Raw genomic sequence first — 21,925 nt, forward strand, 5'->3', positions numbered from 1 at the left:
GCCACCTACACGCGTAACATCGTCGGCAGCCTCAGCTGTGTATAAGAGACAGCCCCCCGAACACCGCAAACCGGCTTTCCAGCCAGAAGCCACCACAAAACCACCGGTCCCTGACACCGACAAGCCTCACTACCGCCACCCGGGCAGCCCGCGGGATCGTGCCGCGTGATCTCAATCGTGCCGCGCGATCTCGCTGGTGCTTCCCTCGAAGGCAGGCCAGCCCGTCATTGATGACGGCATTGATGACGGCAATGTCGAAGGTGACCTGGTAGCGGACGGCGATAACCGCCGTCCCGGAGACCTCGCTGTTTAGCGATCACGACACACCGTCACACACGGGACTCCGAGTCACGCTGTGAGTCTGCTGCTGGCACGCTGTGAGTCTTCTGCGGGCTGGTCGTGGGATCGGCTGGCAAGGATGGAGTCGGCTGCTGCGACGCTGGGCGTGACTCGAGACGCGCTCGGCCCCTGCAGGGTGCTCTTCTAGCCGCGTGGGGGACTCCGGGCGCGGCGCGCAGGAAGGCGGCATTGGCCGCCGCCGATCCCACGCGCGCGGTACGGCCCCCGCGACGGGCGAGGGATCTGTCCGTCCAGGGTCCGGGGCGGCCGGCGCCGGCTTGGCACCCGAATCTTCTCTCACCCGGGTCGGCGTCGGCCGTCAGTGGCCGGACCGCTGTTCCGTGACCGGCGGTCCGGGAGTCCGGTCGCGATGGTGGCCCTGGCAGGAGGCCACGGTGGTCTGGCTGTCCGACGGACGTTCTTCGTTCCCGGGCAGGTCGTACATGTAACCGGGGTCGGTATGCGGGCGGGGGCCTCACGCACGCCCGCCGATCAAGCACTGCAGAATGCCTCGGGACCATGACGTGCACGACCTTAGGGAATTCGGTGGGCGCCTTTCTTTGGGTGACGGGAGTGTCACTCTTCACCGCCGTTCCGATCATCCTGATCGCGGCGGCCGGCTACCGGAACGCCCGACTCCTCGATCGACGCGGTGTTCGGGTGACAGGTGTCTACTACGACCGTATGCAGCCAGGCTGGATCTACTGCACCTGGGACATCGCACCCGGCAGGCGCATGTCGGGAAGGGTCGCCTACGACGGTCCGTTTCTGCTTTCGGGAGCGCCGATCGACCTTGTCTACGACCCTCGTAAGCCCAAGCGTGTCCGCTGGGACGGGGCGGTGGCAACGAGACAAGGAACAGCGTCGCCCTGATGTGCTTCGGGCTCGTGCTGATCGTCGTGTTCGCGCTCGTGGCCGTCTTCACCGGCCCCGATTAGGGCCCGGCGGAGCTAGGTGGTCTCGGGACGATGGTCGAGGGTGTCGACTTCGGCGGAGGTCGGGCCGCCGGAGAGTTCGGGGTAGCCGGGGCCTCGGTCGAAGAAGGGGGCGGGGCCGCGTTGGGCGCGTAGGCGTTGGCGTAGGGCCGTGGTCGCTTCCTCGTCCACCGTGCCGTCGGTCAGGATGACGCCGTAGTCGGTGCGCGCGCCTTCGGTCGAGACCTTGCCGTCGCGGACGTCGGCCGCCACCTGGGACGGGTCTCGGTTCAACGGATCTCCCCAGCCGCCGCCGCCCGTGGTGCGGATGCGGATGACCTGGCCTGCCTTGACCGGGTGGTCGTCCACGAGCCCTTCCATCTCCTCGCCGTCGATGTCGACGCGGAAGGGGCGGCCCGCGCGGCCGCCGTTGACGCCCCAGCACGACAGGATCGAGCGGTCCGCGATCGACATGTAGTGGGCGTCGCGGAGCATCCGGATGTGCTTGTCGTAGCCGAGGCCGCCGCGGTACTCCCCCGGCCCGCCGGAGTCGACCGCCAGGCCGAGGCGCTCGACGACGAACGGCCAGCGGGCCTCGGCGAACTCGGCGGGGATGTTGCGGGAGTCGGGGACGACGTGGATGGTGTCCTCGCCGTCGGCGTAGTAGCGGCCGCCGGAGCCGCCGCCGAGGACCTCGCGCATCAGGTACGGGCCGCGGTCGTCCTCCCCGTAGACGCCGGTGTAGCGGATCGTCTCCTGGTCGGCGGGCATCCGGCCTCCCGTGGCCTTGGCCAGGACGCCCGCGAGGACGCCGAGGAGGCGCAGGATGACGAACGTGCGGGCGTTGGTCGGGGCCGGGAAGACGGGCGTGAGCAGCGTGCCCTTCTCCGGGAACCGCATCTCGATGAGGGGCACCACGCCCTCGTTCACGTCGAGTTCGGCGGCGCGTTCGGGGGTGTCGGCCAGGTTCCGCAGGACGGGCGCCAGCCACTTCTTCAGGAACACCCCGTCCGCGTAGTCGCCCGCGTGGTTGATGGGGCCCTTGGCCTGCGGTGACGTGCCGGCGAAGTCGATGACCAGGGGGACGTCCGCAGATTTGTCGACGGTCAGCGTGATGCGCTGGGCGTGCAGGCGGGGCGGGTCGACGCCGTCGTGCTCGGCGTAGTCCTCCCAGACGAACGTCCCGTCCGGGATCTTGGCGAGCAGCTCGCGGCGGAACGTCTCGGTGGTCTTGTCGATGACGGCGTCGAAGCACGCCTCGATGTCCGCGCGGCCGTAGCGGTCGAACAGCTCGCCGAGGCGGCGGGCGCCCATGAGGCACGCCGAGCATTCGGCGTCCAGGTCGCCCGCGAGGGAGTCGGGCATGCGGGAGTTGCGGGTCATGATGGTCAGCGCGGCCTCGTTCGGGACGCCCTGGTCCCACAGCTTGATCGGGGGGACCATCAGGCCCTCCTCGAACGCGCTGCGGGCATGGCTCGGCATCGACCCCGGGACGGCGCCGCCGATGTCGTCGTGGTGCCCGAACGCCTGCACGAACGCGACGACCTCGCCGCCGTGGAACACCGGGACGGTGACGCACAGGTCCGGCAGGTGCCCGATGCCGCCTTCCGACAGGTACACGTCGTTGTGGAAGAACACGTCCCCGGGACGCATCTCTTCGAGGGGGAAGTCGCGGGCGACCGGCTGGACGAGGGCGGAGTACGAGCGTCCGGTGAGCTTGCGAAGGCGGCGGTCGTGGATGCCCGCGCGGAAGTCGTGCGCGTCCCGGATCATCGGGGAGCGGGCCGTGCGCGCGATGGCCGTCTCGACCTCGCGCTCCACCGACGCGAGCGTCCCTTCGACGATCTCCAGCAGGATCGGGTCCATCAGCGCGTCACCACCAGGTTGCCGTAGCCGTCGAGGGTCGCGGTGAAGCCCGGGTGGAGCGGGAGGGTCGAGCCGAACTCCTCAATGACGGCCGGGCCCTCGACGGTGTCGCCCGGGGCGAGTTTCTCGCGCCGGTAGACGGGCGTCTCCGCCCAGGCGTCGAAGTAGACGGGCCGGGTGCCGGTGCGGGCGCGGGCGGCGTCGCCGTCCCCGGGCGGACGCTCGGCCAGGCGGGGCCGGGCGATCGGGCCGATCCCGGAGACCCGCAGGTTGACCCACTCGACGGGGTGCCGCGGGTCGTCGCGGTAGCAGTACCCGTAGAGGGACTCGTGGGCGTCGTGGAAGCGGCGCACGACCTCGGCGCGGAACGCGTCGTCCGGCGGCCCGGCGGGGGCGGGGACCCGGACCTCGAACGCCTGCCCGTAGTACCGCAGGTCGGCGGAGCGGGCGAAGCGGTGCCGGTCCGGCGGGAACCCCTCGCGGGACAGCGTGCTCGCGGCGTCCGATTCGAGGCCGGTGTAGATCTCGTCCAGCAGCGCGGGGTCGAGTTCGGCGTCGCGGACGACCCGCGTCCGGACGTAGTCGTTCTTCACGTCCACCGTGAGCAGCCCGAACGCCGACAGGTTGCCGGGGTTCTCCGGGATCACGGCGGCGGGCAGCCCGAGGACGTCGAGCAGCCGGCACGCGAGCAGCGGGCCGGAGCCGCCGAACGCGACGAGCGGGTAGTCGCGGACGTCCAGGCCGCGCTTCACGGTGATCTGCCTGATGGCGTTGGCCTGGTTCCACGCGGAGATCTCCAGGATCCCGGCCGCGGCCCGCTCGACGGGGAGGCCGAGGTCGCCGGCGAGGGTGTCGAGGCCGGTCCGGGCGGCGGCCACGTCCAGGGGGACCTCGCCGCCGAGCAGGTGCGGCGGGATGCGGCCGAGGACGGCGTGCGCGTCGGTCACCGTGACCTCGGTGCCGCCGCGCCCGTAGCAGAGCGGGCCGGGGTCGGCGCCCGCGCTGCGCGGGCCGACCTTCAGCGCGCCCTCCGGCGACCGCCACGCGACCGAGCCGCCGCCCGCCCCGACGGTCACGATGTCGATCATCGGGATCTTGACGGGGTGCCGCCCGATCGTCCCCTCGGTGGTGAGGGTCGGCTCGCCGTCCAGGACGACCGCGACGTCCGTGGACGTCCCGCCGCCGTCCAGCGTGACCACGGAGCCGTGCCCGCTGCGGGCGACGACGAACGCCGCGCCGAGCGCCCCCGCGGCCGGGCCGGACAGCACCGTCGTGATCGGCTGCCGGGCGACCTCGTCCGCCGACAGCACTCCCCCGTTGCTCTTCATCACCAGCAGCGGGGTCGCGACCCGCCCGGCGATGCGCGTCAGGTAGCCGTTCATCGCGGGTTTGACGGCCGCGTCCACCAGCGTCGTCACCGACCGCTCGTACTCGCGGTACTCGCGCAGCACCTCGCACGACAGCGACACCACCGCGTCCGGGTGCTCGCGGGCCAGCACGTCCCGCATCGCCAGCTCGTGCGACGGGTCGGCGTAGGAGTGCAGGAGGCACACGCCGATCGCGAGGATGCCCGCGTCCCGGAACCAGCGGGCCGCCGCGACCGCCGACTCCTCGTCGAACGGGCGCAGCTCCGCGCCGGTGTGGTCGAGCCGCCCGCCGACCGTCCGGACCCGGTGCACCGGGACGATCCGCGGCGGCTTCACCCAGAAGTAGCTGTTGCCGTAGCCGTCCGGAACGCTCTGCCGCGCGATCTCCAGGATCGAACCGAAGCCCTCGGTGGTGACGAACCCGAGGTCGTCGAGGCGGTCCTCCAGGAGCCGGTTCGTCGCGACGGTCGTGCCGTGCGTCAGCGCCGCGACGTCGTCCGGTTCGCCGCCGAGCAGGCCGAGCACCTTGGCGACGCCCGCCGCGAACCCCTCCGCGGGGTCGGCGGGCGTCGAGGGCGTCTTGGTGGTGACGAGCCCTCCCCCGTCCTCGTCCAGCGCGACGACGTCGGTGAACGTCCCGCCCGTGTCGATCCCGATCCGCAGCCGCCGTGCCATGCCCAAGGTCTACCGGACGGCCCCCACCTGCGAAACCGTCGTGATCTGCCAACGGACGCGATGTTCTTTCGTCAGGCCCCGCTCCCGCTAGGCTGGGCGGTTCCATCCGACCGACGCATTCCACGAGACCGCTGGAGCCCCTACATGGCGCTTGAACGCCCCGAGATCGACTTCCCCGAGGGCCGGCCGCCCGAGTACCTCGACATCACCGACATCACCGAGGGCGACGGCCCCGAGGCCGCCAAGGGCTCGAACGTGTCGATGCACTACGTCGGCGTGTCGTGGTCGACGGGCGAGGAGTTCGACGCGTCCTGGAACCGGGGCTCCACCCTCGACTTCCAGCTCGGCACCGGCCGCGTCATCAAGGGCTGGGACATGGGCATCGCCGGCATGAAGGTCGGCGGGCGCCGCAAGCTCGTCATCCCGCCGCACCTCGCCTACGGCGACCGCAGCCCGAGCCCCGCCATCAAGCCCGGCGAGACCCTCATTTTCATCGTCGACCTGGTGGACGTGAAGTAGCTCAGCGGTTGCGGGCCCTTCCCAGGAGATAGCCGAGCGCCACCCCGGTGAGGGCGGCGGCCGCGCCGGCGCCGAACGCGGCGGCCATCGGCCAGGCCACGGACGGCCGCTCCAGCCGGGGGTCCGGTGCCGCCGCGGCGCGTCCCGCGTAGACGGTGCCGGTCCCGGCGGGAGTCCCCGGGGCCGGTGCCGCCGCGGCCTCGGGCGGTGCGGCGGGCGGGGCGGCGGGTCCGGGAGCCGCCGCCGGGGCCGTGAGGTCGCGTTCGACGGCCGCGAAGAACTCGCCGGCGGTGCGCTTGGCGACGCTGCCGAGCATCCGCTGGCCGACGCCGCCGACCATGCCGCCCACGGTCGCGTCCGCGTCGTAGTCGATCCTGGTCGAGCCGTCGCCGTCGGTCAGCCGCACGCGGACGGTGGCGTCCACCGTGCCGGGTGCGCCCTGCCCGCGCGCCCGCAGCACGAACGAGCGCGGCGGGTCGGGCTCGGCGAGTTCGACATGGCCCACGTAGGTGCCCTGGATCGAGGCGACGCCCGCCGTGACGGTCATGCGGTACGTGTCGGGGCCCGTCTCCTCCAGCGAACTGCATCCGGGGATCGTCCTCGCCAGGACGGCCGGGTCCTGGAGCGCGTCCCACACGCGGGCGAGCGGCGCGGCGACGGTGACACTGCCGTTGAGCTGCATGACCCGACTTTAGGGAATGACACCGCCGGGCCGAACGGCAACTTCTGCCGACCACACGCCGAGGTTTGGGCGAAGCTGCCCCGGAAGCGCCGGGAAATGGTCAGATAAGTCCGGCGGGTTCCGTCGGCTGCGAACTCACGTCGGCACCGGCGCGTCAACCGAGGAAGATCCCCGGCCGAACCAACCACACCAGAACGAGCCACAACAGAACGAACCGCAAACCGAACGGACGGAGTGCGCGGCAGATGCGAGGGAAGACGCCCGTCATCACCATGGTGGCCGCCGGAGTGCTCGGCGTGGCCGCGGGCGGCTGGCCCGTCGCCGCCGCCGTCGCGGGCGGGTCGGAGCCGCCGATGCGGGCGCAGCTCGCCTCGGTGATCGGCCACCGGACGTGGGCGACGCCGAAGCCCGGCTCCTGGACGGTCCCGCAGCCCGCCAAGGACGGGCTGCCCGCCGTCATCAAGAACATCGAGACGCAGGAGCGCGTCGTCTTCCTCACCATCGACGACGGCTACACCTACGACTCCGAGTTCGTGGACCTCGTCCGGAAGGAGAAGGTCCCCATCATGACGTTCCTGACCTCCACCTACATCAAGGGGCAGGGGCAGTACTTCTGGGCCATGCGCAACGCGGGCTCGGTGATGGAGAACCACACCGTCAGCCACCCCAACATGGCGACGCTCGGGCCCGAGGAGCAGAAACGGCAGATCTGCGAGGCGTCCGACGAGATCGCGAAGAGCTACGGCCGCCGTCCCGAGATCCTCCGCCCCCCGTTCGGCAGCTTCAACGAGACCACCCGCCACGTGGCCAAGGAGTGCGGCATCAAGTCGATCCTGCTGTGGTCGGCGGAGTTCTACAACGGCACGTCCGGGCCCGGCGTCGGCTTCAACGGCTTCGCCCGCGGCGACGGCGGCAAGGGGTTCAAGCCCGGCGACATCATCCTCATGCACTACCGCAAGGGCCTCGCCGGGCAGCTCAAGATGATCCTCACGTGGATCGAGCAGGCCGGCTTCCGGCCCGCCGCCGTCGAGAACTACCTGCCGAGGTCCCTCGGCGGCAACGCGCCCGACAAGCCGCCGGCGCACGGCTGAAAGACGACCTTCCCGGAGGAATCACGTTAACGCCGAGCGCCCAGGCCGGCGTTCACTAGGGTCAACACGCTGGCGGGGTTGAGGTCCCCCGCAAACCCGAGCCGACCCCGCCAGCATCACCCCATCGGGACGTTCTCCCCGACGCGCAGCGACGGGTCGGCGGCGGCGCGCAGCCGGAGCCTGTAGAGGCCGTCCGGGGAGATCGGCATCGCGTCCACGCGGACGCCCTCCGCGTCCTCGATCGCCGACGCGATCACCGCCGACACCGGGATGACGCCCGCCTCCCCCGCGCCCTTGATGCCCAGCGGGTTCAGCGGCGACGGCGTCTCCAGATGATCGGTCTCGATGCGGGGGATCTCCGTCGCGTACGGCATGAGGAAGTCCATGAACGAGGCGTTCAGCAGCTGGCCCCCCTCGTCGTAGACCATCCGCTCGTACAGCGCGCCGCCGATGCCCTGCGCGACACCGCCGTGGATCTGCCCCTCGACCACCATCGGGTTGATCAGCCGCCCGCAGTCGTGGACGACCGCGTACCGCAGGACGGCGACCTCCGCCGTGTCGGGATCGACCTCCACGATCGCGGCGTGCGCCCCGGCCGCGAACGTGGAGCGGACCGGCGAGTAGTAGTCGCGCCCCTCCAGGCCGGGCTCGTCACCGGCCGCGACGGGCGGCTCGGTGACCGGGCGGCCGACCGCGAACTGCGTCGCCGCCGCGGCCTCCTCGTCGAACGCGTACCGCAGCGGGTTCGACAGCACCGCGACCGTCCGCAGCGGCACCGCGGCCGACGGGTCGCCGCGCACGTGGACGACGCCGTCGGTGATGTCGAGGTCCCCGGGGTCGGCCTCCAGCGCCTCTCCGGCGATGCGCAGCGCCTTGGCGCGCACCTTCCGGGCGGCGAGCGCGATGGCGTTGCCGCTCATCACGGCCGCGCGGGACGCGAACGTCCCGACCGCGTACCCGAACCGGCGGGTGTCGCCCGTGGTGACCCGCACGTCCTCGATGGGGACGCCGAGCTCCGCGGCCGCGATCTGCGCGAAGACGGTCTCGTGGCCCTGCCCCTGCGAGGTCAGGCCCGTGGAGACGTGCACCCGCCCGGCCGTGTCGATCTCGACGTGCCCGCCCTCGTACGGGCCGACGCCCGTCCCCTCGACGTAGATGCCGAGCCCGATGCCGACGCGGCGGCCCCGGGCCCTCGCCTCGGCGCGTGCGGCCGCGAAGCCGTCCCAGCCGATCAGCTCCCGGACCTTGCGGAGCAGCTCCGGGTAGTCGCCCGAGTCGTAGATCAGCGGGCGGCCGTCCTGGAACGTCAGGCCCTGGTCGTAGGGGAACTCGTCGGGCTGGATGAGGTTGGCCTCCCGCACCTCGGCGCGGTCGCGGCCGAGGTGGCGGGCGACGCGGTCCATCGTCCGCTCCATGCAGAACACGCCCTGCGGGCGGCCCGCGCCCCGGTACGGCGTGACGATCAGGGTGTTGGTGTAGAGGCTGACGACCTCCGCCCGGTACGCGCCGATCTTGTACGGGCCGAGCAGCTGGGTGGACGTGATGATCGGGATGATGATCCCGTACGGGGTGTAGGCGCCGTGGTCGTGCCGGATCCGCACGTCCAGGCCGAGGATGCGGCCCTCGCCGTCGAACCCGACCCGCACGTCCTGGAGCTGGCCGCGTTCGTGGGCGGCGGCGACGAAGTGCTCGCGGCGGTCCTCGGTCCACTTGATCTCGCGGTCCAGCAGCCGCGCCGCCCACGGGACCAGGATCTCCTCCGGCCACGGGTGGACGATCTTGACGCCGAACCCGCCGCCGACGTCCGGCGCGACCACCTCGACCTTGCCGTTCGGGAGCCCGAGCCGCGCGGCGATCGCGGCGCGCACGCTGGTGGACGCCTGCGTCGACGAGTACACGCGCAGCGAACCGTCGGCGGCGTCCCACCGCGCGTACACCCCGCGCCCTTCGAGGGGCATCGACGCGCTGCGCTCGATCGCCAGGCTGAACTCCAGCACGTGGGGGGCGGCCTCGATCGCGGCGGCCGCGTCCCCGTTCTCCTGGACGAGGACCGCCCCGACGTTGCCGGGCACGTCGTCGTGGACGAGCCGTTCCGCCCGGGAGGCCGCCTCGATGCCGACGACGGCGGGGAGCGGCTCGTACTCCACGCGGATGCGCTCGGCGGCGTCCTCGGCCAGGTAGCGGTCACGGGCGACGACCATCGCGACGGGCTCGCCGACGTGCCGGACGACGTCGCGGGCCAGCGGGTACCCGGTGCGGCCGTGCGTCAGGGCCGGGTGCGGGATCAGCAGCGGCAGCGGCTCCCCGACCCGGCCCGGCAGGTCCTCCCAGGTGTAGATGGCGACGAGGCCGTCGACGTCCAGCGCCTCCGACACGTCGATGTCGGCGATCCGGGCGTGCGCGTGCGGGGACCGGACGAACGCCGCCGCGAGGGCGCCGGGGCCGAGGTCGTCCAGGTAGCGGCCCCGGCCGGTGGTGAGCCTGCCGTCCTCGCGGCGCTCGACCGGCTCCCCGAAGAATCGCGTCGCCACTCAGCCCTCCCCCTCCCGCAGCAGGTCGGCGGCGCGGTGCACCGACTTCACGATGTTCTGGTAGCCGGTGCAGCGGCACAGGTTCCCGGAGATCCCCTCAAGGACCTGGTCGTCCGTCGGGCGCGGCGTCTCCCGCAGCAGCGCGGTGACGGTGCACAGGAACCCGGGGGTGCAGAAGCCGCACTGCAGTCCGTGGCACTCGCGGAAGGCCCGCTGCACCGCCGAGGGGGTGCCGTCTTCCGCCGCGAGGCCCTCCACGGTCGTGATCTCGTGCCCGGCGGCGGTGACGGCGAACATCAGGCACGACCGCACCGGCTCCCCGTCCAGCAGGACGGTGCAGCAGCCGCACACGCCGTGCTCGCAGCCGACGTGCGTGCCGGTGAGCCCGAGGTCGTGCCGGAGCAGGTCCGACAGCAGCCGCCTGGCCGGGACGCTCGCCGTCCGCGGGGCCCCGTTGACGGTCAGCGCGACCTCGAAGCACTCCTCCATCAATCTCCCGCCCTCCGCAGCGCCTCGGCCGCCGCGATGCTCAGGGTGCGCTCGGTGAGCACACCGGCCAGATGGCGCCGGTACCCGGCGCCCGCGTGGATGTCGGGCTCGGGGTCGACGCGTTCCCGCGCGTGCGCGGCGGCCGCCGCCCAGTCGCCCGCCGGCCCCGCCGCGCCCGCCAGGTCGAGGACGAGCGGCACCCCGCAGATGCCGAGGTACCCGGCGCGGGCCGCCGACACCCGCAGGTCCTCGTCCAGGGTGACGACCGCGGCGACCCCCGCGAGCGCGTAGTCGCCGTGCCGCCGCGCCGTCTCGGCGAACGCGCTGCCGGTGCGCGGCGGCGCGGCCGGGAAGAACGCCGACACGGCCAGCTCGCCCGGTTCGAGCGCCGATTCGAGCGGGCCCCGGAAGAGCTCGGCGGCCGGGATCGTCCGGCGGCCCCGCGCCGACGCCGCCTCCACCGTCCCGCCGAGGACCGCCAGCACGGCGGGCATCTCCCCGGCGGGGTCGGCGTGCGCGAGGCTCCCGACGACCGTGCCCCGGTTCCGGATGACGGGGTGCGCGACGTGCCGGAGCGCCCGCCCGAGCAGCGGCTGGATCGCCGCGGCCTCCGGCGAGCGCTCCACCCGGGCGTGCCGGGCGAGCGCGCCGACCCGCACCCCCTCGTCCCCCGCGTGGACGGTGTCGAGCCCCGCCACGCGGTTGATGTCGACGAGGTGGGACGGGGCGGCGAGCCGCATGTTGAGCAGCGGGATGAGGCTCTGCCCCCCGGCGAGCACCTTGCCCGACGGTACGGCGGCGAGCGCGTCCAGCGCCTCGTCGAGCGTGCGCGGGGCGTGGTAGCCGAACGGGGGTGGTTTCACCGGCCGCCTCCTCAGCCCGGCCCGGTGCCGGGTTCGTTCTTTCCGGGCTCGTCCTTGCCCGGCTCGTCCTTGCCCGGCTCGCTCTTGCCGGGCTCGCTCTTGCCGGGCCCGTTCCCGCCGGGCTCGTGGCCGCCCGCGCGGCGCACCGGGCCGCCGATCTCCCGCTCGGCCGGCGCGATGATCCCGGCGCCCGAGGCGTCCGGCCGGCGCAGCGCGTTGAGGACGTGGTACCCGAGCAGGACGGCGATGGTGCCGAACGCGATGCCCTGCAGCGGGAAGTCGTCGGTGATCCGCAGGGTCACGTCCCCGATCGCCAGGATCACCCCGGCCGCCACCGGGACGAGGTTGACCGGGTCGGCGAAGTCCACCCGGTTCTCGACCCAGATCTTCGCGCCGAGCAGGCCGATCATCCCGTAGAGGACGACGGTGATGCCGCCGAGCACGCCGCCCGGCGTGGCGGCGATCAGCGCGCCGAACTTGGGGCACAGCCCGAACAGGATCGCCACGGCCGCGGCGACGTAGTACGCGGCCGTCGAGTAGATCCGCGTCGCGGCCATGACGCCGATGTTCTCGGCGTAGGTGGTGGTGGGCGCGCCGCCGACCGCGCTGGCGAGGGCGGTGCCGACGCCGTCCGCGCCGATCGCCCGGCCGAGGACGGGGTCGAGGTCCTCCCGGGTCATCGCGGCGACGGCCTTGACGTGCCCGGTGTTCTCCGCGAGCAGCGCGATGACCGCCGGCAGCGCCAGCAGGATCGCCGAGGTCTTGAAGTCGGGGCCGTGCATGCTCGGCAGCCCGAACCAGTCGGCGCCGCTCACGCCGCCGAAGTCGACCCGGTCGTGGGGGAAGGCGGTCGCGATGCAGTACGGCCCTTCGGCGGTGCACGGCTGACCGTTGGCGTCCAGCAGGTTCTGGCCCGGCAGCACCGAGGTGATCTGGCCGACGGTCTTGTCCAGGATCCACGACAGGGCGTACCCGAACACCAGCGCCAGCAGGATCGTGATGCGTCCCCAGAACCCGCGCAGCAGCACCGCGCACAGCACGGCGAAGCCCAGCGTCGCCAGCCCGACCCACTGGTCCTGCGGCCAGTAGACGTTGGCGACCACCGGGGCCAGGTTGAACCCGATCAGCATGACCACGGCGCCGGTGACCACGGGCGGGAAGACCCGGTGGATGACCTCGCCGCCCACGAAGTGGATCAGTACGCCTATCAGCGCCAGCACGAGACCCGCGACGAGGATCGCACCGGTCACCGTGGCGGTGTCGCCGCCCGCCGCGCGGATCGCCGCGACCGCGCCGACGAACGACGCGCTCGTGCCGAGGTAGCTGGGCACCCGGCCGCCGACGATGAGCAGGAACAGGATCGTCGCGACCCCGGACATCATGATGGCGAGGTTGGGGTCCAGGCCCATCACCACGGGGAACACGAACGTCGCCCCGAACATCGCCACGACGTGCTGCGCGCCGATCCCGGCGGTGCGCGGCCACGACAGCCGCTCGTCGGGTCTGACGACCTCCCCTGGCGGCGGTGTTCGTCCGTCGCCGTGCAGCTTCCAGCCGATCGCCATCGGGCCCCTCCCAGCTCAACCGTCCGCGGTATGCGGGCAAGGTAGATCTACCCTGGTGGGCGGGCATCGGCGACATCTGCCAAAGCCCGCGCCCCCGATTGGGAGGAGCGGCCGGTGCGAGCCGCCGCCCGGCGCGCCTGGGGGACGCGCCGGTGAGCGTGTACTACCGTCAGATACCTCGCATGCGCAGAACGTGAAGAGCGAGGGTGAGGTTGAGCCGCAGATGCGCGTCCTCGGTGAACGCGCCGAGCATCCGTTCCAGTTTCCCGATGCGGTAGCGCAGCGTGTTGTAGTGGAAGTGGAGCCGCCGCGCGGTCTCGGCGACGTTGAGGTTGGTCTCCAGCAGCACCTGGAGGGTGCGGCGCAGGTCGACCAGTTCCGGCTCGTCGTCCGAGGCCAGGTCGCCCAGCGTCTCCCGGACGAACGCGTGCAGCTCCGCCGGGTCGGACACGAGGCTCAGCAGCCGGTACACGCCGAGCTGGTCGAAGTGCGCCCGCGCGCCCGCGCCGTTGAGCTGGCGCCCGACCCGGACGGCCTTGACCGCCTGCTCGTACGCCTCGGGCAGCGCCGCCGGGGACGTCACCGTCCGGCTGATGCCGGTGGAGAACGTGCGCCGCACCGGCAGATGCTCGGCGAATATCGACGACGCCTCCTTGACCATCGCCTGGACGGGCCCGGCCGTCAGCTCGGCGGAGTCGAAGCCGTCCGCGCCGACGACCGCGACGACCTCGTGCGCGAAGCTCGCGACGGCCGCGCCCCGGTCGTGGCGCCGGACGGCCGTCGTCCACGCGGCGGCGAGGCGCTCCTGCGCGGTGCGCTCCTCGGCGCCGCGGCCGCGGGTCCCGCCGTCGGCGTCGGGCCCCTTGCCGCGGCCCTTGCCGTCGGCGTCGGCGCCCGCGGCCGGTGCGGTGGCGGGTGCGGCGGCCGGCTGGGCGGCCGGTGCGCCGCGCGGGCGGCCGTCGAGCTCGGCGACGACGACCATCACCGGGCGGTCGAGGTTCCAGCCGAACCCGTCGCAGTGCGCGATGACCCGGTCGTCGTCACCGGCGCGGCCCGCGAGGATGTCGCGCAGGAAGTCGGCGCGGTACTTGCTCTCGACGGCGGCGACGGCCTGCTGCTTGGTCACCACCAGCGCGGCGACGGTCGCCGCGCGCTCCAGGATGCCGAGGTCGGTGCCGCGCAGCGTGCCGGCCGGGCTGAACGCGACGATCCGGCCGTGGTCGAAGCCGCCCGCCATCACGGGCACGACCAGGTGGTCGCCGGTGCCGTGCGCGCCGATGATGCCGCAGCCGCCGCGCCCGCACGCCGCGTGCCGGCCCGCGTCGAACGCGCGCATCGCCTGGACGTGCTCGTCCGGCCCGGCACCGGCGAGGACGCGCTGCTCGCCGTCCAGGACGACGACCGCCACGTCGAGGAGGGTCGCGACCTCGTCCACGACCTCCTGGAGGCCGCCGCCGCACAGCACGATCTGGACGAGCGCCCGGTGCACCTCCTCGGTGCGCGCGAGCACGGCCGCCTGCCGGTTCAGGATGTCGGTCAGGACCTGGTTGAGGATGTCGTCGAAGCCGACGTCGTTCGGGAGCAGGATCAGCGGGAAACCGCGCCGGTCCGCCTGGGCGATCATCTCGGCGGGCAGCGAGTCGAGGTAGCGGCCCAGCTTGATGGCCAGCGCCGCCAGGCCGCGCTCGTCCAGGTCCGCGACCAGGTTGTCGAGCGACTGGGGTGTGTTGCGCAGGGGGTAGCCGGTGGTCAGGAGCAGCTCGTTGGGTTTGACCCACGACAGGATGTCGGGGACCTCCATCACGTTGAGCCGCTGGACGATGCGGTCGAGTCCGGTCCGTCCCGCGATGAGGCGGGCGCCGTTGAGGGTGCTGACGCCGAGGACCTCACCGACCGACAGGCCATAGGTCAGTGTTCCGGTGCTCGCGAGCCTGAGGGCCGGTGGGCCCGGGTCCGCGCTGGTGTAACTCATGCCAGGGGTCACCTCGCCTTTTGGTGCGTACATCGCCCGTTACGGCGTGATCGCTACCGGTTCCTGATCAACAGTGACAACAAAGACGAACGATGACAACCATCCTTGGCAGCTTTCCCCATACGTCCGCCGCGGGGGCCGTTCTACGGTCTCCGCAGAGGCCGGTCCGCCCGCGTGCCGGACGGCCACCGTCACCGGCCTCGGGAGGATCCGTGACTGCCCTCGTCCGCGACCCGATCCCGCTCCCGGCACGGCCGGGCGGGCGGCCGCCCGCCGCCGGCGCGGCGAGCCTCGCGCTGCGCCCGCTGCTGGACCCGCCGCGCCGCCCGGCGCGGGTCATCGCCGTGTTCCCCTCGGCGCTGTACCTGGAGATGCGGGACGGCCCCGAGCCGCGCGTGCTCGCCGTCGTCACCTCCGACGCGCACCGGCTGCCGAACGCCGTGGTGGTCGTCGCGACGCGCCGCGAGCACCCCTTCCGCTCCGTCCGCGAGGGCGGCGACGCGCTCGTCGGCGACGGCCGGGTGGAGGCCGACGGGCTGCGGGTGCGCGTCCGCCGCTGGTGGGACCCCTCGCCCGCGCTCGGCGCGCTGCAGCCCGCCGCGCTCGCCGCCGGCGTCCGGTCCCTGGAGGCCGCACTGGAGGCCGCACTGGACGGCCCCGGGATGACGGGCGGCGGCCTCGCCGGCCACCCGGACCCGGTGGAGCTCGCCGGGGCCTGCGCCGCCGGCGACCTCGCGGGCGCCGTGGAGGCGGCCGAGCGGATCGTGGGCCTCGGCCCGGGACTCACGCCGAGCGGGGACGACATCCTGTGCGGCCTGCTGGTGTCGCTGCGGCTGGTCGGCGACGCGGTCCGGCACGACCGCGCGGTCCCCTTGCGGGGGAACGACCCCCCGCACCCCACGGTTCGCTCCGCTCATGGGGCGGTGTGGCTGGCCGACTGGCTCGGCGCCGCCGTCACCGCCGACGCCGGCACCCGCACGACCGCGCTGGCCGCGACGCTGCTGCACTGCGCCACCGCGGGGGGCGCGGGCGCCGAGGTCGCCGCCGTCCTGCGCTGCGTCGCGGGCCATGAGCCGCCCGGCACGGCGGTCCGCCGCCTTCTCGCGGTCGGCCACACCTCGGGCGCCGACCTCGCGCAGGGCGTCCTCGCCGGCTGCCGCGCCACCCTCGCCCTGACCGCGCACGCCTCGCACGCCGGCCGGCCCACCCCGAGGGTCTCCGCATGAGCGGCCCCGAGCACGCGGGGGGCGCCCCGTGAGGGACTGGGTCGAGGTGCGGCGGGGGGCCTACCACGATTCGGTGACGCTGATGCGGGTGAGCCGTTCCCTGACGGAGCGGCCGGAGGTCGCCGCGGCGATGGTGGCGATGGGCACCGAACTCAACCGCGAGATGGTCGCGGGCATGGGCTTCGAGGTGCCCGCGGGCGCGGGCCCGGACGACCTGGTCGTGGCGATCCGGGTCGCGGACGCGGGACGCGGCGAAAAGCTCGACGCGGCGCGGGAGGCGCTGGACGGGCTGCTGCGCGCCGCGTCCCGCCCGCCGGCCGGAACCGGGGTGCTGGGCGCCGCGGTCCCGGCGCGGACGACCGGGTCCGCGGCGGCGCGGGCCGACGCGACCGTGGCGCTGCTGTCGGTGCCGGGCCCGCACGTGTTCCCGGAGGCGATGGACGCCCTCGACGCCGGCCTCAACGTGATGATCTTCAGTGACAACGTGCCGCTCGACCAGGAGATCGCGCTGAAGGAGGCGGCGGCGCGCCGCGGCCTGATCGTGATGGGCCCCGACTGCGGCACCGCCGTGATCGGCGGCGCCGGCCTGGGGTTCGCGAACGCGGTGCGCCCGGGGCCGGTCGGCATCGTCGCGGCGTCCGGGACGGGCGCGCAGCAGCTGATGTGCCTGCTGGACGCGGCCGGCGTGGGTGTCACCCATGTGCTGGGCGTCGGCGGGCGCGACCTGTCGCCGGAGGTGAGCGGCCGGTCCGCGCTGGCGGCGCTGGCGGCGCTGGACGCCGACCCGGGCACCGAGCTGATCGTGCTGGTCTCCAAGCCGCCCGCGCCGCAGGTGGCGGACCTGATCCGGGAGGCGGCGCGGCGGCTCGACACCCCGGTCGTCTTCGCGCTGCCGATGGCCGGCGAGGACGACATCACGCAGGCGGCGGAGAAGGCGGTGCGGGCGCTCGGCCGGGCGGTCCCGCGGTGGCCGCGGTGGGCGGCCCGGCGGCGGCCGGTGCCGGCGGGCGGCCGGGCGCTGCGCGGGCTGTTCGCCGGCGGGACGCTGCGCGACGAGGCGGAGATGATCGCGCGGGGCGTGCTGGGCTGGGACCTGGAGACGCGCGGTCACCGGTTCACCGACTTCGGCGACGACGCCTACACGCGCGGCCGCGCCCACCCGATGATCGACCCGACGCTGCGGCTGGAGGCGGTGCGGGCGGAGGCGGCCGACCCGGAGACCGGGGTCCTCCTGCTGGACGTGGTGCTGGGATATGGGGCCGAGCCGGACCCGGCGGCGTCGCTGGCCCCGGCCATCGCCGAGGCGGTGAAGGACCGCCCCGACCTGGCCGTTGCCGTCTCACTGTGCGGAACGCCCGCGGACCCGCAGGACCGCGACCGGCAGGCGGCGGCCCTGTCCGAGGCGGGCGCGGACGTGTTCGCCTCCAACGCCCAGGCGACCCGGCACGCCCTCGCGACGGTGGAAGGGACGCCCGGATGAACAACCAGCGGCACCGGCTGGGCGGTCTGCTCACGCGGGAACCCGGCGTCGTCGCCGCCGGGGTGGAGGTCCTCGCCGGGGCGCTCGCCGAGCAGGCCGTTCCGGTGGAGACGGTCGACTGGAGGCCGCCGCCCGCCGGGACGGAGCAGGCCCTCGCGGCGGTGCTCGGCGACCCCGGCCACGCGGACGCCAACGCCCGCGCCGTGCGGCGCATGGTGACGGCCCGTCCCCACCTCGTGGACGTCCGCCCGGCACGGGAGGTCCTCGGCCTGGACGCCGGGACGTTCCTGCACGCGGGGCCGCCGCTGGCGTGGGAGCAGGCGTCCGGGCCGATGCGCGGCGCGCTGATGGGCGCGATGCTGCTGGAGGGCCTGGCCGCCACGCCGGAGGACGCGGAACGCGAGCTGGCACGCGGTGCGGCGACACTCGAACCGTGCCACCACCACGCCACGGTCGGGCCGATGGCCGGGGTCGTCAGCCCGTCCATGTGGATGTGGGTCGTGGAGGACGCCGAGCACGGCGGCAGGTCCTACTGCTCGCTCAACGAAGGGCTCGGGAAGGTCCTGCGGTACGGGGCGTACGGGCCGGAGGTCATCGAGCGGCTGACGTGGATGGGCGAATTCCTCGGCCCCGCGCTCCGGGCGACCGTGCGCCGCCACGGCCCCCTCGACCTGATGGCGCTCATCGCGCAGGCGGTCCAGATGGGCGACGAGCTGCACAACCGGAACCGGGCGGCGACGTCGCTGCTGCTCCGCGAGCTGGCGCCCGACCTCGCCGCCGCCGAGGATGTGCCGCGCGAGCTGGCCGCCGAGGCGCTGCGGTTCGCGGCGGGCAACGAGCACTTCTTCCTGAACCCGGGCATGGCGGCGGCGAAGGCGTGCGCGGACGCGGCCCGCGGCGTCCCCGGCTCCAGCCTGGTCGTGGCGATGGCCCGCAACGGCACCGAGTTCGGCATCCAGGTGTCCGGCACGGGCGACCGCTGGTTCACCGGCCCGGCCGGGGTGCCCGACGGCCTCTACCTCGGCGGCTACGGCCCGGCCGACGCCAACCCCGACATCGGCGACTCGGCGATCACCGAGACGGCCGGGATGGGCGGGTTCGCGCTCGCCGCCGCGCCCGCCATCGTCCGGTTCGTCGGCGGTGAGGTGCCGGACGCGGTGGCCGCCACCCAGCGGATGTACGAGATCACGCTGACCGAGCACCCGGCGCTGCAGATCCCCCTGCTGTCGTTCCGCGGCACCCCGGCCGGGATCGACGTGACCCGCGTCGTCCGCACCGGGATCCTGCCGGTCATCGACACCGGGATCGCGGGCCGCGAGGCGGGTACGGGCCAGGTCGGCGCCGGGCTCGTCGAACCCCCGCCGGGCGTGTTCACCGACGCCCTGCACGCCCTCGCCGAGATCGCGTAGCGGTCGCGGCACGGGGTAACGTCCCCGGCATGAGCGAGTCGATCATGGGGGAGCAGATCGCCGGGGGGCCGATCACCGGCGAGCAGTACGCCCTCCGCGCCGGGCCCTACCAGGCGGTCATCACCGAGTCGGGCGCGAGCCTGCGCGAGCTGACGCACGAGGGCCGGCCGCTGGTGCTGTCGCACGGCGCCGACGAGCCCGCCCCGGCGGCGTTCGGGCACCTGCTGCTCCCGTGGCCGAACCGCGTCGACCGGGGCCGCTACGAATACGGCGGCGTCTCGCACCGGCTCGACATCTCCGAGCCCGCCCGCGACTGCGCGATCCACGGGCTGGTCCGCTGGGCGCCGTGGCGGGCCGCCGAGCACGAGCCGGACCGGGTGCGGCTGACGCACCGGCTGCTCGGCACGGCCGGGTACCCGTTCCGCCTCGACCTGGAGGCCGAGTACGCCCTGGACGCGGCGGACGGCCTCCGCGTCCGCGTCACCGCCCGCAACGCCGGGACGGCGACCGCCCCGTACGGGCACGGCGCGCACCCCTACCTCACGGTCGGGGAGCCCATCGACGCCTGCGAGGTGACCCTCGGCGCCGACCGCTACCTCCCGGTGGACGAGCGGATGATCCCGTCCGGGCCGTCCCTGGACGTCACCGGCACCCGGTACGACCTGCGCACGGGGCCCGTCCTGGGCGACCGGGTGATCGACAACGCGTTCGCCGACCTCAACCGCGACGGCGACGGCCGCGTCCGGGTCACCCTCTCCGGAGGCGCCGCCCCGGAGCGGCGCGCGGTCCGGCTCTGGGCGGACGAGGCGTACCCCTGGATGATGATCTACACCGCCGACCACGCGCCCACCCCCCGCGCGGGCCTCGGCGTGGAGCCCATGACGTGCCCGCCCAACGCGTTCGCCTCCGGTGAGGGCGTGATCGACCTGGCCCCCGGCACCGTGCACACCGGCACCTATGGCATCCAGGCGGTCGACGTCCAGGCCGTGTCCTGACCCGGTCCGGTTCCGGCCTGAAGGGGGACATTCCCCCGGCCAGCCGGTTTCCCAGCCGGTGCGGGTTGCGGGATCATGGCGGGGTGGTGAATCTCAGCGTCTCCTCGTTCGACGACCTGTCCGCGCGCATCGCCGCCGTCCGTGACGAGCACCGCGAGCGCCACCCCGGCGGCGCCGACGGGCGGCAGCCGGTGCACACGGTGTACGTGCCGGCCGACCGGTTCTCCCGCTCGACCCCGGCCGACTTCGGCGCGGAGGCGCTGCGGCTGCTGAACACGCACACGCCGGGCGCCGGGTCGTTCGGTTCGGCGTTCGCGCTCGACCCCGAGATCGCCGGGCTCGTCCGGGAGCGGGTCGCGGCGAAGCTGTCCGCCGAGCCGGTCGAGGACGTGCGGATCGACTTCGAGGACGGCTACGGCGTGCGGCCCGACGCCGAGGAGGACGCGCACGTCGCGCAGGTCGTCGAGGCCGTCGCCGCCGCGTACCAGGTCAAGGGCCTCCCCCACTACTGGGGCGTGCGGGTCAAGTCGTTCGCCGACGGCGGGCACGAGCGCGCGATGCGCACACTCGACGCGTTCCTCACCGCGCTGCGCGACCGGCTCGGGCGGCTGCCCGGCGGGTTCACCATCACGTTCCCGAAGGTCGTCGCGGCCGAGCACGTCGCGCTGTTCACCGAGTACCTGGAGCGGCTGGAGACCGCGCTCGGCCTGCCGTCCGGCATCCTGCGGTTCGAGGTGCAGGTCGAGACGCCCGAGTCGATCCTGGACGGCGAGGGCCGGACCGCGCTGCGCGCCATCGCGGCCGCCGCCGGGGGCCGCCTCACCGCCGCCCACTTCGGGGTGTTCGACTACACCGCCGCGCTCGGGCTGCCGCCGCACGAGCAGCGCCTCGACCATCCCGCCTGCGACTTCGCCCGGCACGTCATGCAGGTGTCGTTCGCCGGAACCGGCGTGCGGCTGTCGGACGGCTCCACCAACGTCATCCCCCGCAACGACGGGCCCGACGAGGTCAACGCGACGTGGGCGGCGCACGCCGCGCACGTCCGGCACTCACTGCGGCACGGCTTCTACCAGGGCTGGGACCTGCACCCCGCGCACCTGCCGAGCCGGTACGCCGCCGTGTACGCGTTCCACCTGAGCGGCGTCGACGACGTCATCGGGCGGGTCCGGGCGTGGCACGAGCAGGCCGCCGGCAACGCGGGGGTCCTGGACGAGCCAGCCACCATCAAGGCGCTCACCGACCGCCTCCGCCGCGCCGTCGACTGCGGCGCCCTCGACGAGAGCGTCCTGCCCGCCTCCTAGCCTTCCCCCGAGCCTGCCCCGGGCGGCTCTCCGGCGCGGCGGTCCAGTGCGGCCCGTTCGACGGTGCGCAGGTCGTCGGGGGTGTCGATGTCGTCGGGGGCCGCGACGTCGTCGCAGGGGACGCGCGTGATCCGGTCGGGGTGGGCGCGCAGGTAGGCGCGGGCGCCCTTGTCGCCGACGGCGGCCTCGGCCACGGCGGGGAAGTGCCCGGCGCTCAGCAGGACGGGGTTGCGCGGCGCTCCCCCGTAGGTCGCGACGGCGAGCTCGGCCCCGTCCTCGTACGCGGCGATCAGCCGCTCCACCGCCGCCGCGGTGACGAGTGGCTGGTCGACCAGCGCGACGACCACCGCGGGGCAGGCGGGCGGCAGCGCGGCCAGCCCGGCGCGCAGCGACGACCCCATCCCGTCCCGCCAGCCGGCGTTGGGCACGACGACGGCGCCGATGACCTCGACCGGCTCGGCCCCGGCGACCACCAGGACCGGGGAGCAGCCCGCGTCCCGCAGCATCCGCACGCCCCGGTCGACCAGGCGCTCACCCGCCAGCTCCAGCGTCGCCTTCGGACGCCCGAGCCGGCTTCCCTCCCCCGCCGCGAGCAGCAGTCCCGCCGGAGGCTCCGCACCGTGCAACGTCATCCCGCGAGG

General features: G+C 74.0%; 16 protein-coding genes. 7 read left to right on the forward strand and 9 right to left on the reverse strand.

Annotation, left to right across the window (positions count from 1 at the left end; all coding sequences use genetic code 11):
• Positions 1 to 1,289: 1,289 nt before the first annotated feature.
• Entirely contained in the window at positions 1,290 to 3,119 is a 1,830-nt protein-coding gene (locus tag E1289_RS08250; RefSeq protein ID WP_131976997.1) for a hydantoinase B/oxoprolinase family protein, read from the reverse strand.
• Positions 3,119 to 5,161 (reverse strand): hydantoinase/oxoprolinase family protein, encoded by a 2,043-nt coding sequence (locus E1289_RS08255; protein WP_131976999.1) that lies wholly within the window; start codon positions 5,159 to 5,161, stop codon positions 3,119 to 3,121. Before E1289_RS08255 ends, E1289_RS08250 begins: the two co-directional genes overlap by 1 nt.
• A gap of 144 nt (positions 5,162 to 5,305) precedes the next feature.
• On the opposite strand from E1289_RS08255, the gene E1289_RS08260 reads away from it, so the two are divergent.
• Entirely contained in the window at positions 5,306 to 5,680 is a 375-nt protein-coding gene (locus tag E1289_RS08260) for an FKBP-type peptidyl-prolyl cis-trans isomerase (RefSeq protein WP_131977001.1), read from the forward strand.
• Position 5,681: 1 nt separating this feature from the next.
• On the opposite strand, the gene E1289_RS08265 is transcribed toward E1289_RS08260, so the two are convergent.
• Entirely contained in the window at positions 5,682 to 6,362 is a 681-nt protein-coding gene (locus E1289_RS08265) for a carbon monoxide dehydrogenase subunit G (RefSeq protein ID WP_131977003.1), read from the reverse strand.
• Positions 6,363 to 6,607: 245 nt separating this feature from the next.
• Here E1289_RS08265 and E1289_RS08270 point away from each other — a divergent pair, with 245 nt between their 5' ends.
• On the forward strand, positions 6,608 to 7,453 hold the full coding sequence (locus tag E1289_RS08270) for a polysaccharide deacetylase family protein (protein ID WP_131977005.1): 846 nt from the start codon (positions 6,608 to 6,610) through the stop codon (positions 7,451 to 7,453).
• Positions 7,454 to 7,569: 116 nt separating this feature from the next.
• On the opposite strand, the gene cutA is transcribed toward E1289_RS08270, so the two are convergent.
• From cutA to E1289_RS08295, 5 genes are all read right to left on the reverse strand, one after another.
• Positions 7,570 to 9,984 carry an aerobic carbon-monoxide dehydrogenase large subunit gene (gene cutA, locus E1289_RS08275; protein ID WP_131977007.1) on the reverse strand — a complete coding sequence of 805 codons (2,415 nt, stop codon included), beginning with the start codon at positions 9,982 to 9,984 and terminating at the stop codon, positions 7,570 to 7,572.
• Complete coding sequence (locus E1289_RS08280) at positions 9,985 to 10,473, reverse strand: (2Fe-2S)-binding protein (protein ID WP_131977009.1); 489 nt, start codon at positions 10,471 to 10,473, stop codon at positions 9,985 to 9,987. It abuts the gene before it with no gap.
• A complete protein-coding gene (locus tag E1289_RS08285) occupies positions 10,473 to 11,336 on the reverse strand; it encodes an FAD binding domain-containing protein (RefSeq protein ID WP_131977011.1) in 864 nt (287 codons plus the stop codon). Before E1289_RS08285 ends, E1289_RS08280 begins: the two co-directional genes overlap by 1 nt.
• An 11-nt stretch (positions 11,337 to 11,347) precedes the next feature.
• Positions 11,348 to 12,901: a solute carrier family 23 protein gene (locus E1289_RS08290; protein WP_131977013.1), complete on the reverse strand. Its 1,554-nt coding sequence runs from the start codon at positions 12,899 to 12,901 to the stop codon at positions 11,348 to 11,350.
• Between the two features lie 169 nt (positions 12,902 to 13,070).
• Entirely contained in the window at positions 13,071 to 14,873 is a 1,803-nt protein-coding gene (locus E1289_RS08295; protein WP_131977015.1) for a PucR family transcriptional regulator ligand-binding domain-containing protein, read from the reverse strand.
• A 212-nt stretch (positions 14,874 to 15,085) separates the two neighbouring features.
• On the opposite strand from E1289_RS08295, the gene E1289_RS08300 reads away from it, so the two are divergent.
• From E1289_RS08300 to E1289_RS08320, 5 genes are all read left to right on the forward strand, one after another.
• Positions 15,086 to 16,099, forward strand: coding sequence for a DUF2877 domain-containing protein (locus E1289_RS08300; protein WP_131977017.1), 1,014 nt, complete (start codon positions 15,086 to 15,088; stop codon positions 16,097 to 16,099).
• Positions 16,100 to 16,127: 28 nt separating this feature from the next.
• Positions 16,128 to 17,579 carry an FdrA family protein gene (locus tag E1289_RS08305; RefSeq protein ID WP_207928863.1) on the forward strand — a complete coding sequence of 484 codons (1,452 nt, stop codon included), beginning with the start codon at positions 16,128 to 16,130 and terminating at the stop codon, positions 17,577 to 17,579.
• A complete protein-coding gene (locus E1289_RS08310; RefSeq protein WP_131977019.1) occupies positions 17,576 to 18,988 on the forward strand; it encodes a DUF1116 domain-containing protein in 1,413 nt (470 codons plus the stop codon). Before E1289_RS08305 ends, E1289_RS08310 begins: the two co-directional genes overlap by 4 nt.
• Positions 18,989 to 19,017: 29 nt before the next feature.
• Positions 19,018 to 19,983: an aldose 1-epimerase family protein gene (locus E1289_RS08315; RefSeq protein ID WP_243712698.1), complete on the forward strand. Its 966-nt coding sequence runs from the start codon at positions 19,018 to 19,020 to the stop codon at positions 19,981 to 19,983.
• Positions 19,984 to 20,066: 83 nt separating this feature from the next.
• Entirely contained in the window at positions 20,067 to 21,284 is a 1,218-nt protein-coding gene (locus E1289_RS08320; protein ID WP_243712699.1) for an aldolase, read from the forward strand.
• Here E1289_RS08320 and E1289_RS08325 read toward each other — a convergent pair.
• Positions 21,281 to 21,916 (reverse strand): nucleotidyltransferase family protein, encoded by a 636-nt coding sequence (locus E1289_RS08325; RefSeq protein ID WP_131977021.1) that lies wholly within the window; start codon positions 21,914 to 21,916, stop codon positions 21,281 to 21,283. The genes E1289_RS08320 and E1289_RS08325 overlap by 4 nt on opposite strands.
• Between the last annotated feature and the right edge of the window lie 9 nt (positions 21,917 to 21,925).

It is taken from the genome of Actinomadura sp. 6K520, assembly GCF_004349245.1.
Taxonomy (GTDB): domain Bacteria; phylum Actinomycetota; class Actinomycetes; order Streptosporangiales; family Streptosporangiaceae; genus Spirillospora.

Excerpts from the sequence above, each read along its gene's own strand:
- E1289_RS08250 (WP_131976997.1), bottom strand. The coding sequence starts at position 3,119 with ATGGACCCGATCCTGCTGGAGATCGTCGAAGGGACGCTCGCGTCGGTG.
- E1289_RS08255 (WP_131976999.1), bottom strand. The coding sequence starts at position 5,161 with ATGGCACGGCGGCTGCGGATCGGGATCGACACGGGCGGGACGTTCACC.
- E1289_RS08260 (WP_131977001.1), top strand. The coding sequence starts at position 5,306 with ATGGCGCTTGAACGCCCCGAGATCGACTTCCCCGAGGGCCGGCCGCCC.
- E1289_RS08265 (WP_131977003.1), bottom strand. The coding sequence starts at position 6,362 with ATGCAGCTCAACGGCAGTGTCACCGTCGCCGCGCCGCTCGCCCGCGTG.
- E1289_RS08270 (WP_131977005.1), top strand. The coding sequence starts at position 6,608 with ATGCGAGGGAAGACGCCCGTCATCACCATGGTGGCCGCCGGAGTGCTC.
- E1289_RS08280 (WP_131977009.1), bottom strand. The coding sequence starts at position 10,473 with ATGGAGGAGTGCTTCGAGGTCGCGCTGACCGTCAACGGGGCCCCGCGG.
- E1289_RS08290 (WP_131977013.1), bottom strand. The coding sequence starts at position 12,901 with ATGGCGATCGGCTGGAAGCTGCACGGCGACGGACGAACACCGCCGCCA.
- E1289_RS08295 (WP_131977015.1), bottom strand. The coding sequence starts at position 14,873 with ATGAGTTACACCAGCGCGGACCCGGGCCCACCGGCCCTCAGGCTCGCG.
- E1289_RS08310 (WP_131977019.1), top strand. The coding sequence starts at position 17,576 with ATGAACAACCAGCGGCACCGGCTGGGCGGTCTGCTCACGCGGGAACCC.
- E1289_RS08315 (WP_243712698.1), top strand. The coding sequence starts at position 19,018 with ATGAGCGAGTCGATCATGGGGGAGCAGATCGCCGGGGGGCCGATCACC.
- E1289_RS08325 (WP_131977021.1), bottom strand. The coding sequence starts at position 21,916 with ATGACGTTGCACGGTGCGGAGCCTCCGGCGGGACTGCTGCTCGCGGCG.